13 protein-coding genes are annotated in these 13,240 nt (G+C 68.3%); 8 read left to right on the top strand and 5 right to left on the bottom strand.

The genetic code is table 11. The features are described 5' to 3' along the window. Positions 1–68: 68 nt before the first annotated feature. Together JHW41_RS10260 and JHW41_RS10255 are read right to left on the bottom strand one after the other, a co-directional pair. Entirely contained in the window at positions 69–1,232 is a 1,164-nt protein-coding gene (locus tag JHW41_RS10260) for an acyl-CoA dehydrogenase family protein (protein ID WP_078997549.1), read from the bottom strand. Positions 1,233–1,608: 376 nt separating this feature from the next. Then, on the bottom strand, positions 1,609–2,439 hold the full coding sequence (locus JHW41_RS10255; protein WP_284499541.1) for a glycine zipper 2TM domain-containing protein: 831 nt from the start codon (positions 2,437–2,439) through the stop codon (positions 1,609–1,611). A gap of 213 nt (positions 2,440–2,652) precedes the next feature. On the opposite strand from JHW41_RS10255, the gene JHW41_RS10250 reads away from it, so the two are divergent. Both JHW41_RS10250 and JHW41_RS10245 read left to right on the top strand, forming a co-directional pair. After that, positions 2,653–2,880, top strand: coding sequence for a DUF6116 family protein (locus JHW41_RS10250; protein ID WP_057948011.1), 228 nt, complete (start codon positions 2,653–2,655; stop codon positions 2,878–2,880). 23 nt (positions 2,881–2,903) lie between these two features. Next, the gene (locus JHW41_RS10245; RefSeq protein WP_250449834.1) at positions 2,904–3,665 is read left to right on the top strand and encodes a TatD family hydrolase; all 762 of its coding nucleotides are present in this window, start codon (positions 2,904–2,906) and stop codon (positions 3,663–3,665) included. 123 nt (positions 3,666–3,788) lie between these two features. On the opposite strand, the gene tcdA is transcribed toward JHW41_RS10245, so the two are convergent. Next, positions 3,789–4,616, bottom strand: a complete 828-nt coding sequence (gene tcdA, locus JHW41_RS10240; protein WP_057948012.1) for a tRNA cyclic N6-threonylcarbamoyladenosine(37) synthase TcdA — start codon at positions 4,614–4,616, stop codon at positions 3,789–3,791. 215 nt (positions 4,617–4,831) lie between these two features. Here tcdA and JHW41_RS10235 point away from each other — a divergent pair, with 215 nt between their 5' ends. From JHW41_RS10235 to JHW41_RS10225, 3 genes are all read left to right on the top strand, one after another. Beyond that, positions 4,832–5,284 (top strand): cytochrome c, encoded by a 453-nt coding sequence (locus JHW41_RS10235; RefSeq protein ID WP_057948013.1) that lies wholly within the window; start codon positions 4,832–4,834, stop codon positions 5,282–5,284. Between the two features lie 239 nt (positions 5,285–5,523). After that, on the top strand, positions 5,524–6,036 hold the full coding sequence (locus JHW41_RS10230; protein WP_078997553.1) for a glycine zipper 2TM domain-containing protein: 513 nt from the start codon (positions 5,524–5,526) through the stop codon (positions 6,034–6,036). A 236-nt stretch (positions 6,037–6,272) separates the two neighbouring features. After that, on the top strand, positions 6,273–7,379 hold the full coding sequence (locus JHW41_RS10225; protein WP_078997554.1) for a M35 family metallo-endopeptidase: 1,107 nt from the start codon (positions 6,273–6,275) through the stop codon (positions 7,377–7,379). A gap of 610 nt (positions 7,380–7,989) precedes the next feature. On the opposite strand, the gene JHW41_RS10220 is transcribed toward JHW41_RS10225, so the two are convergent. Next, positions 7,990–8,199 carry a cold-shock protein gene (locus tag JHW41_RS10220; RefSeq protein WP_057948016.1) on the bottom strand — a complete coding sequence of 70 codons (210 nt, stop codon included), beginning with the start codon at positions 8,197–8,199 and terminating at the stop codon, positions 7,990–7,992. A 214-nt stretch (positions 8,200–8,413) separates the two neighbouring features. Between JHW41_RS10220 and JHW41_RS10215 the strand changes: the two genes are divergently transcribed. From JHW41_RS10215 to JHW41_RS10205, 3 genes are all read left to right on the top strand, one after another. Continuing rightward, positions 8,414–8,899 carry a DUF456 domain-containing protein gene (locus tag JHW41_RS10215; RefSeq protein ID WP_250449833.1) on the top strand — a complete coding sequence of 162 codons (486 nt, stop codon included), beginning with the start codon at positions 8,414–8,416 and terminating at the stop codon, positions 8,897–8,899. A 147-nt stretch (positions 8,900–9,046) separates the two neighbouring features. After that, complete coding sequence (locus JHW41_RS10210; RefSeq protein ID WP_428995498.1) at positions 9,047–10,204, top strand: phospholipase A; 1,158 nt, start codon at positions 9,047–9,049, stop codon at positions 10,202–10,204. Positions 10,205–10,442: 238 nt separating this feature from the next. Then, positions 10,443–11,474: a patatin-like phospholipase family protein gene (locus JHW41_RS10205; protein ID WP_250449831.1), complete on the top strand. Its 1,032-nt coding sequence runs from the start codon at positions 10,443–10,445 to the stop codon at positions 11,472–11,474. A gap of 205 nt (positions 11,475–11,679) precedes the next feature. Here JHW41_RS10205 and JHW41_RS10200 read toward each other — a convergent pair whose 3' ends face one another. After that, positions 11,680–13,194, bottom strand: coding sequence for a fumarate hydratase (locus tag JHW41_RS10200; RefSeq protein ID WP_250449830.1), 1,515 nt, complete (start codon positions 13,192–13,194; stop codon positions 11,680–11,682). Positions 13,195–13,240: the final 46 nt, after the last annotated feature.

The raw sequence follows: 13,240 nt of genomic DNA, 5'->3' as shown, positions 1-13,240 counted from the left end.
TTCGGGCCACCTTCTCCCGCAGGAGGGAGAAGGAAACACATCGGGCTCCCGCAGGCGGGAGCGCGGGATCAGAACGCGTTGATGCCGGTCAATTCGCGGCCGACCACCAGCTGGTGCACCGTCTCGGTGCCCTCGTAGGTAATGACCGATTCCAGGTTCAGCGCATGGCGGATCGCGCCGTGCTCAGTGGTGATGCCGGCGCCGCCGAGCAGGTCGCGGCACTCGCGCGCGATATCGATGGCCATGCGGCAGTTGTTCCACTTCGCCAGGCTGACCTGGGTCGGCTGCATGTTGCCGGCGTCCTTGAGCCGGCCGAGCTGCACCACCAGCAACTGCGCCAGGGTGATGCGGCGGGCCATCTCGGCCATCTTGATCTGCGCCGACTGGGTCGCCGCGACCGGACGGTTGAACAGGATGCGTTCCTTGGTGTAGCCCAGCACTTCGTCGAGGCAAGCGATGGCGGCGCCGATCGGGCCCCAGGTGATGCCGTAGCGGGCCTGGGTCAGGCAGCCCAGCGGACCCTTGAGGCCCTTGACGTTCGGCAGACGGTTGGCGTCGGGCACGCGTACGTTGTCGAAGAACAGCGACGAGGTCACCGACGCGCGCAGGCTCATCTTGTGCTTGATCTCCTGGGCGGCGAAACCGGGCATGCCCTTCTCGACCACGAAGCCCTGGATGCCGTCCTCGGTCTGCGCCCAGACGATGGCGATGTCGGCGAGGTTGCCGTTGGTGATCCACATCTTGGAGCCGTTGAGGATCCAGTCGCCGCCGTCGCGCTTGGCGTTGGTCTTCATGTTGGCCGGATCGGAACCGCCGTGCGGCTCGGTCAGGCCGAAGCAGCCGATGATCTCGCCCTTGGCCATGCCCGGCAGCCAGCGCATGCGCTGCTCTTCGCTGCCGTAGGCGTAGATCGGGTACATGCACAGCGAGGACTGCACGCTGACGAAGCTGCGGATGCCGCTGTCGCCGCGCTCGAGTTCCTGGCAGATCAGGCCGTAGCTGACGGCGTTGAGGCCGGCGCAACCGTATTGCTCCGGCAGCGAGGAACCCAGCAGGCCGAGTTCGGCGATTTCCGGAACCAGTTCCTTGGGGAAGCGGCCCTGGTCGAAGGCGTCGCCGATGATCGGGATCACGCGCTCGTCGGTGAAGCGGGCCACGGTGTCCTGTACGGCGCGCTCCTCTTCGCTGAGCAGGGAACGGACGTCGAAGAGATCGTAGGGATGCAGGGCCATGGCGCGCCGGAGACCTGTTTTGGGCAGAAAGACGGCCATTGTAATGGGCGGGCGAAGCCGGGGTAAGGCCAGGGCTGGCGGCTGGCCGGGCGCGCGCCGCGCGAAAGCGGTTTCCGCGCGCGTCGGCGAGGCCGGCGCCGAACCGGCGACGATGCGCGGCGATGCTGTTTTCAAGCGGTTTTCGACGCGCCCGCGCGCTGCCGCCGAACCGCTGCGACACGCTCGATCGGTGCGGCCGCGATGCGGCAACGCATGCCGCCACGTCCCGCCGCGCAGAAAATCCATTCTTTCTTGCAGCCCTTCGCGCAAAAAAAAAACGGGGCCGGATGAACCGGCCCCGCTTCGGGTTGTCTGTCGCGCCCTGCGCGGGCTGCGCTCAACCGCGCCCCGGCGCCGCCAGCGAGGCGGTCTGGGTCACCACCTGGCCGTCGACCACCGGCAGGCGCTGGGTCGGGCGCTCGTCCATGCGCACGGTCTGCTCCTGGCCCTGGTAGCGGTAGGTCACGTTGTAGCCGACCACCTTGTTTTCCGAACCCAGCGAAATGCGGCTGCCGGGCTTGGACTCGGTGCGCATGGTGCCGGTGGTGCCGTCCGGATTGCGGTAGGTCACGTTGTAGGCGACGACCTTGCTCGACTGCGAGGAGTCGGACACGGTGTGGCACTGGCGTTCGGTGCGGTTGACCACGCGGCCGCCGACATGGTTGCGGTCCACGCGGTTGCCGATGAAGCCGCCGGCCACGGCGCCGGCCGCGGTCGCGGCCTTGCGGCCGTTGCCCTTGCCGACCTGGTTGCCGAGCAGGCCGCCGACCACCGCGCCGACCACGGTGCCGCCGACGTTGCCGTCGCGCTCGGGCAGGCGCTCCTGCACCACCACGTCCTCGCACACTTCGCGCGGGGTCGACACGGTGCTGGTCTCGCGTACGGGATCGGTGCCGATCACGGTCGCGTACAGCTTCTCCTTCTGGTTGATCGGCTTGACGTTGACCACGTCGGCGTAATCGACCTGCGGCTGGGTGTTGATCGCGCCGCTGGCGGCGAGGTCGCCGGCCGGCGTCGCGCCGTTGACCGCGTTCGGCATCTCCTGGCCCGGCGCCGGAGTCAGCGCCGCGACCGGAGCGGCGGGGCCGCGGAAGCTCTGGAAAGCCGCGACCGCCACGCCGCCGACCAGCAGCGACGCGATAGCGACAGCAATCATGTTCTTGTTCATTTGGAGCCTCCTGCAGCGGGGGAACCGCGGTGGTCGTCGGTACGATCCTTACCGGATGTAAAGATCGCGTTGGGCGGGGTCATTCCACCACCGGAAAGCTGAACCGGTGCCTATTGAATCGAGCCTTTTTAGCGCCAATCTGTCCCCTGCATAAACCCTTCCGCCGGCACGTGCTAGCGTGTTTGCCAACTGCATCACAACCCGTTCACCGCCATGGCCAATCCGCTGCTCGCTCCCCTGATGGGTTTTCTCGGCCGCCTGAGCTATCCGCGGCTGTTCGTGCTGACCGCGACGCTGTTCGCGGTCGACCTGGCGATTCCCGACCTGATCCCCTTCGTCGACGAACTCCTGCTCGGCCTGGGCACCTTGCTGCTGGCCAACTGGAAGAACCGCAAGCAGCCGCGGGCCGGCAGCATCGAGCCGCCGCCGGCGCCGCGCTGAGCGCGGCTGTGCCGAGCAACGGCTTGATCGACAGCCACTGCCACCTCGACGCGCCGGAGTTCGACCCGGACCGCGCCGAGGTGGTCGCGCGCGCGCGCGCCGCCGGCGTCGCCGCGCAGGTGGTGCCGGCGATCGACGCCGCCGGCTGGCCCAAGCTGCGCGAAGTCTGCGCGGCCACGCCGGGGCTGCACCCGGCTTACGGCCTGCATCCGATGTTCCTGGATTCGCACCGCCCCGGGCACCTGCCGCTGCTGGGCGAATGGCTGCAGCGCGAGCGGCCGTGCGCGGTCGGCGAATGCGGGCTGGACTACTACATCGAAGGGCTCGACCGCGAGGCGCAATCGCGGTACTTCGACGGCCAGCTGGAACTGGCGCGCGAGTTCGACCTGCCGGTGATCGTGCATGCGCGCCACGCGGTCGACGCCACCCTCGCCGCGATCCGCCGGGTCGGCGGGCTGCGCGGGGTGGTGCACAGCTATTCGGGCAGCGAGGAGCAGGCGCAGCAGTTGTGGAAACTCGGTTTCCTGCTCGGGCTGGGCGGTCCGGTCACGTATGAGCGCGCGCAGCGGTTGCGGCGGATCGTGGCGACGATGCCGCTGGAATTCCTGCTGCTGGAGACCGATGCGCCGGATCAGCCCGATGCGGAAATACGCGGGCAACGCAACGAGCCGGCGCGGCTGGCGGGGATCTGCGGGACCATCGCGCGGCTGCGCGGGGTGCCGGCCGAGGAAGTGGCGCGGGCGACGTCGGACAATGCGCGGCGGTTGTTCGGGCTGGATTCGTAAGCGCTGATAGAAAGGCGTCGGGACTGAAGTCCCTCCCACAAGAGCGGGCGACAGGCCCACGCTCTTGTGGGAGGGACTTCAGTCCCGACGCCTTTCGATCCGCTCGCAGCGAACCGACAGCAATCAGTCCGCCTGCGCCTTCGGCTTCAACAGAATCTCCAGCGCCCGCCCCACCGCCGCGAACGCGAACACCCCGGTGATGTGCGTCGCCGCGCCCAGCCCCGCGCCGCAGTCGAGCTTGAGCGCGGCGTCGCCGTCGAGCTTGGGCCGCAGCCCGCACACCGTGCCGTCGGGCTGCGGGTACTTGACGTTCTCCAGCGAATAGATCGCCGACACGCCGAAGTAGCGGCTGGCGTTCTTGGGGAAGTTGAATTCGCTGCGCAGCTTCTTGCGGATCAGCGCCAGCATCGCGTCGTGCTCGGTGCGCGAGAGGTCGCGCACCCGCACCAGGGTCGGATCGGTGCGGCCGCCGGCGGAGCCGACCGCGATCACCGGCAGTTTGCGCCGCCGGCACCAGGCGATCAGCTCGACCTTGCTGCGGAAGCTGTCGCAGGCGTCCAGGACCAGATCGAAGCCGCGGTCCAGCAATTCGGACAGGTTCGAGGGCGTCAGAAAGCTCTGCACCGCATCGACTTCGATCCCCGGGTTGATCGCGCGGCAGCGCTCGGCCATCGCCTCGACCTTGGCCCGGCCGTACTGGCCGGCCAGCGCCGGCAGCTGGCGGTTGGTGTTGGACACGCACAGGTCGTCGGCGTCGATCAGGGTCAGGTGGCCGATGCCGGTGCGCGCCAGCGCCTCCACCGCCCACGAGCCGACCCCGCCCATGCCGACCACGGCCACCCGGCACTGGCGGAAGCGGGCGACGGCGCCCTGGCCATAGAGGCGGTCGATGCCGGCGAAGCGTTCTTGCCAGAGGGTGTCGGCTGCGGATTCGGAAGCGATGGCGTTCATCGCGCCATTGTAAAGGCCGCGGCCGCGCGCGCCCGCCGCGGCTACGGAAAGCAGCGGGCCATCGGCGCGGCCGACGGCGGCTTCGCGCGCCGGCGCCGTGCCCGCGCGCGCGCCGACCACCGGCCGTTGCGCCCGCGCATCGCCACGCGCCCGCGTGATCTCAAGCTCACATCCGTGCGTGCTATCGTGCCGCGATCTTGGATGGAGGCCAGGCAATGAGCGACACCCAGCCCACCGCCGCCGCGCCGAAGCGCAAAGGCAATGGTTCGAAGTATCTGTTCCTGTTCCTGATCGGCCTGGTCGGCGGCGTCGTCGCCACGGTCATGGCGATGCGCGCGCTGGACCAGCGCAAGGACCATTTCCCCGACAGCGTCATGCACGTGCAGGCCTGGCACCTGGGCGAGCTCAGCGGCAAGGTCAAGCAGAACCGCTGCGCGGCCACCGACACGCTGCCGCACATCAAGGCGCTGCGCACGATGGCCGACGACCTCGATCCGGCCTTCCCCTCGCTCAAGGACGACCAGCGCTTCTCCCAGCATTCGGCCAAGATGCGCGCCGCGCTCGACAACGCCCTGGCCAATCCGCCGGTCAGCTGCGCCGGCGTGACCACGGTGGCCGAGCAGATCGGCGAAGCCTGCAAGGCCTGCCATCAGGATTTCCGCGGCTGAGCCGTACCGGCATCGGCGGTCGAATCGCAAACGACGAACGGCGCGGCCCTGGCGGGTCGCGCCGTTCGCTTGTGCGCCGGCCGCGACGCGCCGCGGCCGCCCCGCTTCAAGCTGAACGCGTACTCGAACCGGCACCGGCGAGGCGCCGAAATTGAACACCTGTTCACGTGGCGGCTTTTAGCTTGGCAAGCGCGTGGCGACGGTCGCCACATCGCATGCACAAAGCGCAGGAGCCTGGAATGAATACCAAGAACATCCGTTTGCTGGGCGTCGCAGCCGCGGCTTCGCTCGCCCTCGCCGGTTGCGCGACTTCGCCGGGCTACGGTGGTGGCGGTTACGGCGGCGGCGGCGGTTACAACAACTACCCGCAGCAGCCGCAGCCGGGCTACGGCGACCAGAACCGCTGCTACGACTGCGGCGTGGTCACCCGGATCGAGCAGATCAGCACCCAGGGCACCGCGCCCAGCGCCACCGGCGCGGTGCTCGGCGGCCTGGTCGGCGCGGTGGCCGGCCGCAAGATCGCCGACGACCACACCGACAGCAAGGGCCGCAAGAACAGCGCCACCGTGGCCGGCGCGGTCGCCGGCGCGGTCGCCGGCAACGCGATCCAGAACCGGGTCGGCGCGCCGAGCTACAACGTCTATGTGCGCATGGACGACGGCCGCACCCAGGTGGTCACCCAGAAGGACCTCGACGGCATCCGCGAGAACACCTACGTGCGCGTCGCCAACGGCCGCGCCTACATCCGCTGACGCGGCGCGCGCCGCCGCGGCGCGCGATGAAACAATGTAACGAAGAAAAACGGCCCGCATCACGGGCCGTTTTTCTTGCGCGTCCGCGAGGTTTCCGGTTCACCACGGCCATCACGATTGGCCGCGGAACTAATGCTCCAAACGCTCTCTTCCCGGATGGGCGCCTGCGCTAGCGTCGTGCGGTCCGCGCCGCGGGCCCAGCCAACGCAAGTCAACGCATCACCGGGAGAGTCGGAATGAAACTTCGCATCGTGCATGTGGTTTCCGTGGGCGCCGTGCTGTCCGGCGCGATCGCCGCCGCCGTCGCCACGCCGCCTTCGGCGACGCAGAACAACCCGCTGCGCATCGGCATGGTCGCGGTGACCGGCAACGCCGACGATTTCCTCGGCGCGGTCGAGGTCAGCGTCACCAACACCAGCAAGAAGGCGGTGCGCCTGCCCAAGTGGCAGCTGCCCTCGGACGAGTTCGACGCCAAGCTATTCTCGATCAGCTACAACGGCGAGGCGGTCGCCTATGAAGGCAAGATGGTCAAGCGCGGCCTGCCGTCCGCGGCGGACTTCGCGATCCTGCAGCCGGGCGAAACCGTGCGCCGCATCGTCGACCTGTCGGCCGGCTACGACCTCTCGCGCACCGGCCAGTACGTGGTGACCTTCCGCGCGCCGCTGCAGCACGCCTCCACGTCCGACCGGGTCATGCTGCACCAGGCCAACGGCCTGCCGATGAGCGCGCAGAGCGCGCCGCTGCAGTTGTGGGTGGACGGCATCGACCAGCTCGGCGGGACCAAGCTCGCCGCGGCGAAGAAGCCGGTCGGCCCGACCGCGGTGGTCAACGGCGTCAACTACGTCGGCTGCACCACCGCGCGCACCAGTTCGGCCGGCCAGGCCGTGGTCCAGGCGCGCGCCTATTCCGAGAACGCCAAGGGCTACCTCAACGCCGGCACCGTCGGCCCGCGCTACACCACCTGGTTCGGCGCCTACACCGCCAGCCGCTACTCGACCGCGCGCTCGCACTTCCAGGCCATCGACGCCGCGCTGGACCAGAACAACGGCCAGATCACCATCAACTGCGGCTGCACCAGCAGCGCCTACGCCTACGTGTATGCGAACCAGCCGTACCAGATCTACGTGTGCAACGCGTTCTGGAACGCGCCGCTGACCGGCACCGACTCCAAGGCCGGCACCCTGGTCCACGAGATGAGCCACTTCACCGTCGTCGCCGGCACCGACGATCACGCCTACGGTCAGGCCGCGGCCAAGAACCTGGCGACCAGCAACCCGACCAACGCGCTCGACAACGCCGACAACCACGAGTACTTCGCCGAGAACACTCCCTTCCAGAACTGAGTCGTTCCGACAGGCCACGCGCGACGGGCGGCATCAGACGCCCGTCGCGCCCAGGCTGCCAGCGGCCCGCCCGGTGCGGGCCGCTTTTTTTATGCCTGGGCTCAACCCCGATGCGCAGTACCAGACGTTGGATTTCCACGAGCCGGCGCAGGGATGCGCACAGTCCGCAGGAGGCGGCGGGAGCGGCGCTGGAAACGAGGCCCGCGACGTGCCCGAAGACAGGCTCGGCGTGCAAGCGAGGGCACGCAGCGGTAACGGTGCGGGGCGAGGACGGGTCGCCGGAACCGCATTGAGCGGCACAAGGAAGGTGCTGGCGGCCACGGACGGCCGCCGCGGCGCCGGGGACCGGGACGGTCCCCGGCGCTTTTTGTCGTTGCGGCGCGGCGCGTCCGGCACCGCGAGCGGCCGCGGCGGCTCGCGGCGAAAATCGGGGCCGCGGCAACGCGCGCAATCGCCTCGCGAATGCGGCGTCGGCGCGGCGACTGCCGGCCGCGGGATTCGCATTTGTGATAACGATCAAAAATATACGAAAAGAAAAACCCGGCCGTAGCCGGGTTTTTCCGAGTTGCGCGCCGATCGTGCGGCAGCGCAGCATCGCACGCAGTGCGATTTACATCGGCTCGACCGCGTCGGCCTGCAGGCCCTTCTGGCCCTGGACCACGGTGAACGAGACCTTCTGGCCTTCCTTCAGGCTCTTGAAGCCCTGGGACTGGATCGCGCGGAAATGCACGAACACGTCCTCGCCGTTTTCGCGGCTGATGAAGCCAAAACCCTTGGCGTCGTTGAACCACTTGACGGTTCCGATCTCTTTACCGGACATCGCTACTCTCTCCTTGAAACGTGGTGTGTTGGCGCGAACGCTCGCGTGCTGGTTGCAAGGAGGAAGCGAGGTGCAACGATGTAGCGGATCGGTGGATCAACCGCATCGGGCCACGATTCACGGTGACCCTTGGCAAACGCAGCGCCCGCAACGTACCCCGACATGGGCCAAAATGCAAACCACGCCGGACCGCCCGTCCGCTTAGGGATTACACATGGATTTGGATGGCTTTTATTACATTCTCGCCGCGTTTCTGGTGCTGCTCGGAATCGCCGGAACGGTCCTGCCGGCACTGCCCGGCCTGCCGCTGGTGTTCGTCGGCATGCTGCTGGCCTCGTGGGTATCCAAGTTCGAAAAAGTGGGCTGGATCACACTGACGATCCTGGGCCTGCTGACGCTGCTGTCGATGGTGGTCGACTTCGCCGCGACCGCGATGGGAGCCAAGCGGGTCGGGGCCAGCAAGCTTGCGATCGTGGGTTCGGTGATCGGCACCTTCGCCGGCTTGTTCTTCGGCCTGATCGGGGTGTTCATCGGCCCGTTCGTGGGAGCGCTGGTCGGCGAGTGGATCCACACCCGCCAACTCGACCAGGCCACCAAGGTCGGCATCGGCACCTGGGTCGGCATCGTCGTGGGCACGGTGTTCAAGCTCGGGCTGGCCTTCGCCATGGTCGGGGCCTTCGCGATCGCCTGGTTCGTGTAGGCGCGGTCCGCGTCGACGGCCCGCATCGACGCTTCGCTCCATTAACGGTTCACACCGCATTCGCGCGGCAGTGCAAGACTCCTGCACCGCAGGTCCGCCGCCTGCATTCGAACGCCTCGCACGCCTGCCTATCGGACGCCCTTGCTTATGTTCTATTCCCGCTCCCTCCTGACGACCGCGCTGGCCGCCGCGCCGCTGCTGGCCTCCGCGCAGACCGCGCCGCAACCGGCCACCGCGCAGGCCTGCGTGGCGATCAACGGCGACGCCGACCGCCTGGCCTGCTACGACGCGGCGCTGGGCCGGCAAGGCGGCGACGTGCGCAACGCCGACATCGCCGCCAAGGAAGCCAAGGCGATCCAGCGCAACCTCGAACTCGGCGACGAGCTCGCCGGCCAGCCCAAGCCCGGGGTGGTCGAGCGCGCGCGCCAGGCCGCCGGCGGCGGCGTGTTCGCGCACGACGCGCCGCTCGCCGACGCCATCGCCAACGCCGGCAAGGGCGGCCTGCTCGACAGCCGCTGGGAACTGGCCAAGGACTCCAAGCTGGGCTTGTTCAACTTCCGCGCCTACAAGCCGGTGTACCTGCTGCCGGTGTTCTGGAACAACGATCCGAACACGCGCCCGCATTCGCCCAACCCGCGCAACACGGTCAGCGAGCCGCAGTCGCTGGACAGCGTCGAAACCAAGTTCCAGATCAGCTTCAAGACCAAGGCGGTGGAGAACCTGTTCGGCGACAACGGCGACGTGTGGATGGGCTACACCCAGTCCTCGCGCTGGCAGGTCTACAACGCCGAGAATTCGCGTCCGTTCCGCGAGACCAACTACGAGCCGGAAGTGTTGCTGGTGTTCCGCAACAACTACCGCATCGGCGATTGGAAGGGGCGCATGTTCGCGGTCGGCCTCAACCACCAGTCCAACGGCCGCGCCGATCCGCTCTCGCGCAGTTGGAACCGGGTGATGATCAACATCGGCCTGGACCGCGAGGACTGGGCGCTGACGCTGCGGCCGTGGTACCGCGTCTCCGACGGCAACGACGACGACAATCCCGACATCGAGGACTACATGGGCCGCGGCGACCTGACCCTGGTCCACCGCCGTGGCGGCCACGAGTTCTCGCTGATGGCGCGGCATTCGCTGCGCGGCGGCGACCGCTCGCACGGGGCGCTGCAGTTCGACTGGGGTTTCCCGATCCACAACCAGCTGCGCGGGCATCTGCAGATCTTCGACGGCTACGGCGAGAGCCTGATCGACTACAACCACAAGGCGACCTACATCGGCCTGGGTATCTCGTTGCTCGAGTGGTACTGAACCGGCCGTAGCCCGTGCAGGAGCGGCGCGAGCCGCGACCGCGACAACGCAGCTGCGACGACAGTTGCGGTTTGGTTGCATTGTCGCGGTCGCGGCTCGCGCCGCTCCGTCATGGGCGCGCCCTTCGACGCCGGCGAAACGATCGCCGCCGCGCGGACAAAACACGGGAACTGCGACACCGTCGGCCCTGCCGCGCAGGTAGCCCGCGCTACCCTGCCCCGCCCTGACGGAAATCCCGATGAAGATGCGGCGCATCCTCTGCCTGGACGGCGGCGGCATCCGCGGTCTGGTGAGCTGCCACTGGCTGGCCGGCGTCGAGCAGGCGCTGGCGCAGGCGGGAAAGCTGCCGGCGGGCAAGGCCAGGGCCGAGAACGCTGGCGACGCACCGGCCCCGAGCGCCAAAACCACGGGCGGCAAACGCGGCCTGCTCGATCGTTTCGACCTGCTCGCCGGCAGTTCGACCGGCGCGCTGGTGGCCTGCGGGCTGGCGGCCGGCTTCTCGCCCGACGCGCTGGCGCAGCTGTACCGCGACCAGCGCCATACGATCTTTCCCAATCTCGCCGGGCGGCTGTGGTCGCGCGCCAACCGCCTGGTCAGCGACGGCTTCTCGGCGCCGCGCTACGACGGCAGCGGGATCGAGCAGGTGCTGCGCAAGGTGTTCGGCAAGACTACGCTGGGCCAGCTCAAGGCGCCGGTGCTGGTGACCAGCTACGACACGATCTCGCGCACGCCGGTGATCTTCAAGAGCTTCGACCCCAAGCACCGCGACCTGCCGGTGTGGGAAGTCTGCCGCGCCTCGACCGCGGCACCGACCTATTTCCCGGCGCATCCGATGAAAGTGGAAGGCAAGCACTGCGCGCTGATCGACGGCGGCGTGGTCGCCAACAATCCCACCGCCTGCGCGATCGCCGAAGCGCTGCGCAAGGACGCCAAGGTGGACAACAGCCGCGACCTGGTGGTGCTGTCGGTCGGCACCGGCGAGCGCACCCGCAGCATCAGCCTGGAATCGGCGCGGACCTGGGGCGCGCTGGAGTGGGCGGTGCCGATCATCGACGTGCTGTTCGACGGCAATACCGATTCGGTCGATTACATCGCGCGGCAATTGGTCGGCGACGGGTATTACCGAATGCAGGCGGAGCTTTTGGTCGGGCTGGACGATCTCGACGACACCAGCGAGACCAATGTGCTGGCGTTGGAGACGCTGGCGAAGGAGTACCTGACCCGGCCTGCGACGAAGAAGATGCTGGCGCAGCTGGTCAAGAAGCTCTGAGCCAAACGTTCGGCGCGCAACCGCATGGGCTACCTGTAGGAGCGGCGCGAGCCGCGACCGCGGCAACGCAACTGCGTCGATGCTTGCGTCGTTATTGCGTTGTCGCGGTCGCGGCTCGCGCCGCTCCTACAGGGGCTTCGGCCGAAACGCAGACGCCCGGCCGGAGCCGGGCGTCTTGGGATCGCAGCGCGATGCAGGCCGAGGCTTACTCGACCACCACCGGGATCTTTCCGATGCGCGCCTGCCATTCCTTAGGCCCGGTCTTGTGCACCGATTCGCCGGCGCTGTCGACCGCGACCGTCACCGGCATGTCCTGCACGGTGAATTCGTAGATCGCTTCCATCCCAAGGTCGGCGAAGCCGACCACGCGCGAGGCCTTGATCGCCTTCGACACCAGATAAGCCGCGCCGCCGACCGCCATCAGGTAGACCGACCGGTGCTTCTGGATCGCCTCGATCGCGGCCGGGCCGCGCTCGGCCTTGCCGACCATGCCGAGCAGGCCGGTCTGCGCGAGCACCTGTTCGGTGAACTTGTCCATGCGCGTGGCCGTGGTCGGACCGGCCGGGCCGACGACTTCGTCGCGCACCGGATCGACCGGGCCGACGTAGTAGATGAAGCGGCCCTTGAAGTCGACCGGCAGCGGCTCGCCCTTGTTGAGCATGTCGACGATGCGCTTGTGCGCGGCGTCGCGCCCGGTCAGCAGCTTGCCGTTGAGCAGCAGCACCTCGCCGGGCTTCCAGCTCGCCACGTCCTCGGCGGTGACCGTGTCGAGATCGACGCGGCGGCCCTTGGACGAGTCGTAGGTAAGCTTCGGCCAGTCCTCCAGCGACGGCGGATCGAGCATGACCGGGCCGCTGCCGTCGAGGGTGAAGTGCGCATGACGGGTAGCCGCGCAGTTCGGGATCATCGCCACCGGCAGGTTGGCGGCGTGGGTCGGGTAGTCCTTGACCTTGATGTCGAGCACCGTGGTCAGGCCGCCGAGGCCCTGCGCGCCGATGCCGAGCGCGTTGACCTTCTCGTACAGCTCCAGGCGCAGCTCTTCGGCGCGGTTGCTCGCGCCGCGCGCCTGCAGCTCGGTGATGTCGATCGGCTCCATCAGCGATTCCTTGGCCAGCAGCATCGCCTTCTCGGCGGTGCCGCCGATGCCGATGCCGAGCATGCCCGGCGGACACCAGCCCGCGCCCATGGTCGGCACGGTCTTGAGCACCCAGTCGACGATGGAATCGGACGGGTTGAGCATCGCGAACTTCGACTTCGCCTCCGAACCGCCGCCCTTGGCCGCGACGATGACGTCGACGGTGTTGCCCGGCACGACCTTGACGTTGACGACCGCGGGCGTGTTGTCCTTGGTGTTGGCTCGCTTGCCGGCCGGATCGGCCAGCACGCTGGCGCGCAGCTTGTTGTCGGGGTGGTTGTAGGCGCGGCGCACGCCCTCGTTGACCATGTCCTCCACGCCCATGGTCGCGCCGTCCCAGCGCACGTCCATGCCGATTTCCAGGAACACGGTGACGATGCCGGTGTCCTGGCAGATCGGCCGGTGGCCCTCGGCGCACATGCGCGAGTTGATCAGGATCTGGGCGATGGCGTCCTTGGCCGCCACGCTTTCCTCGCGCTCGTAGGCGGCGGCGAGGTTCTTGATGTAGTCGACCGGGTGGTAGTAGCTGATGTATTGCAGGGCATCGGCGACGGACTGGATCAGGTCGTCCTGGCGGACGACCACGGGGCCGCGGGAAGCGGCCGAAGACGAAGGTGCGGTCACGGCGGGC

Source organism: Lysobacter enzymogenes (assembly GCF_023617245.1).
GTDB classification, from domain to species: Bacteria; Pseudomonadota; Gammaproteobacteria; order Xanthomonadales; family Xanthomonadaceae; genus Lysobacter; species Lysobacter yananisis.
The sequence above is the reverse complement of the archived record's forward strand: the minus strand, read 5'-3'. Positions and strand labels throughout refer to the sequence as shown.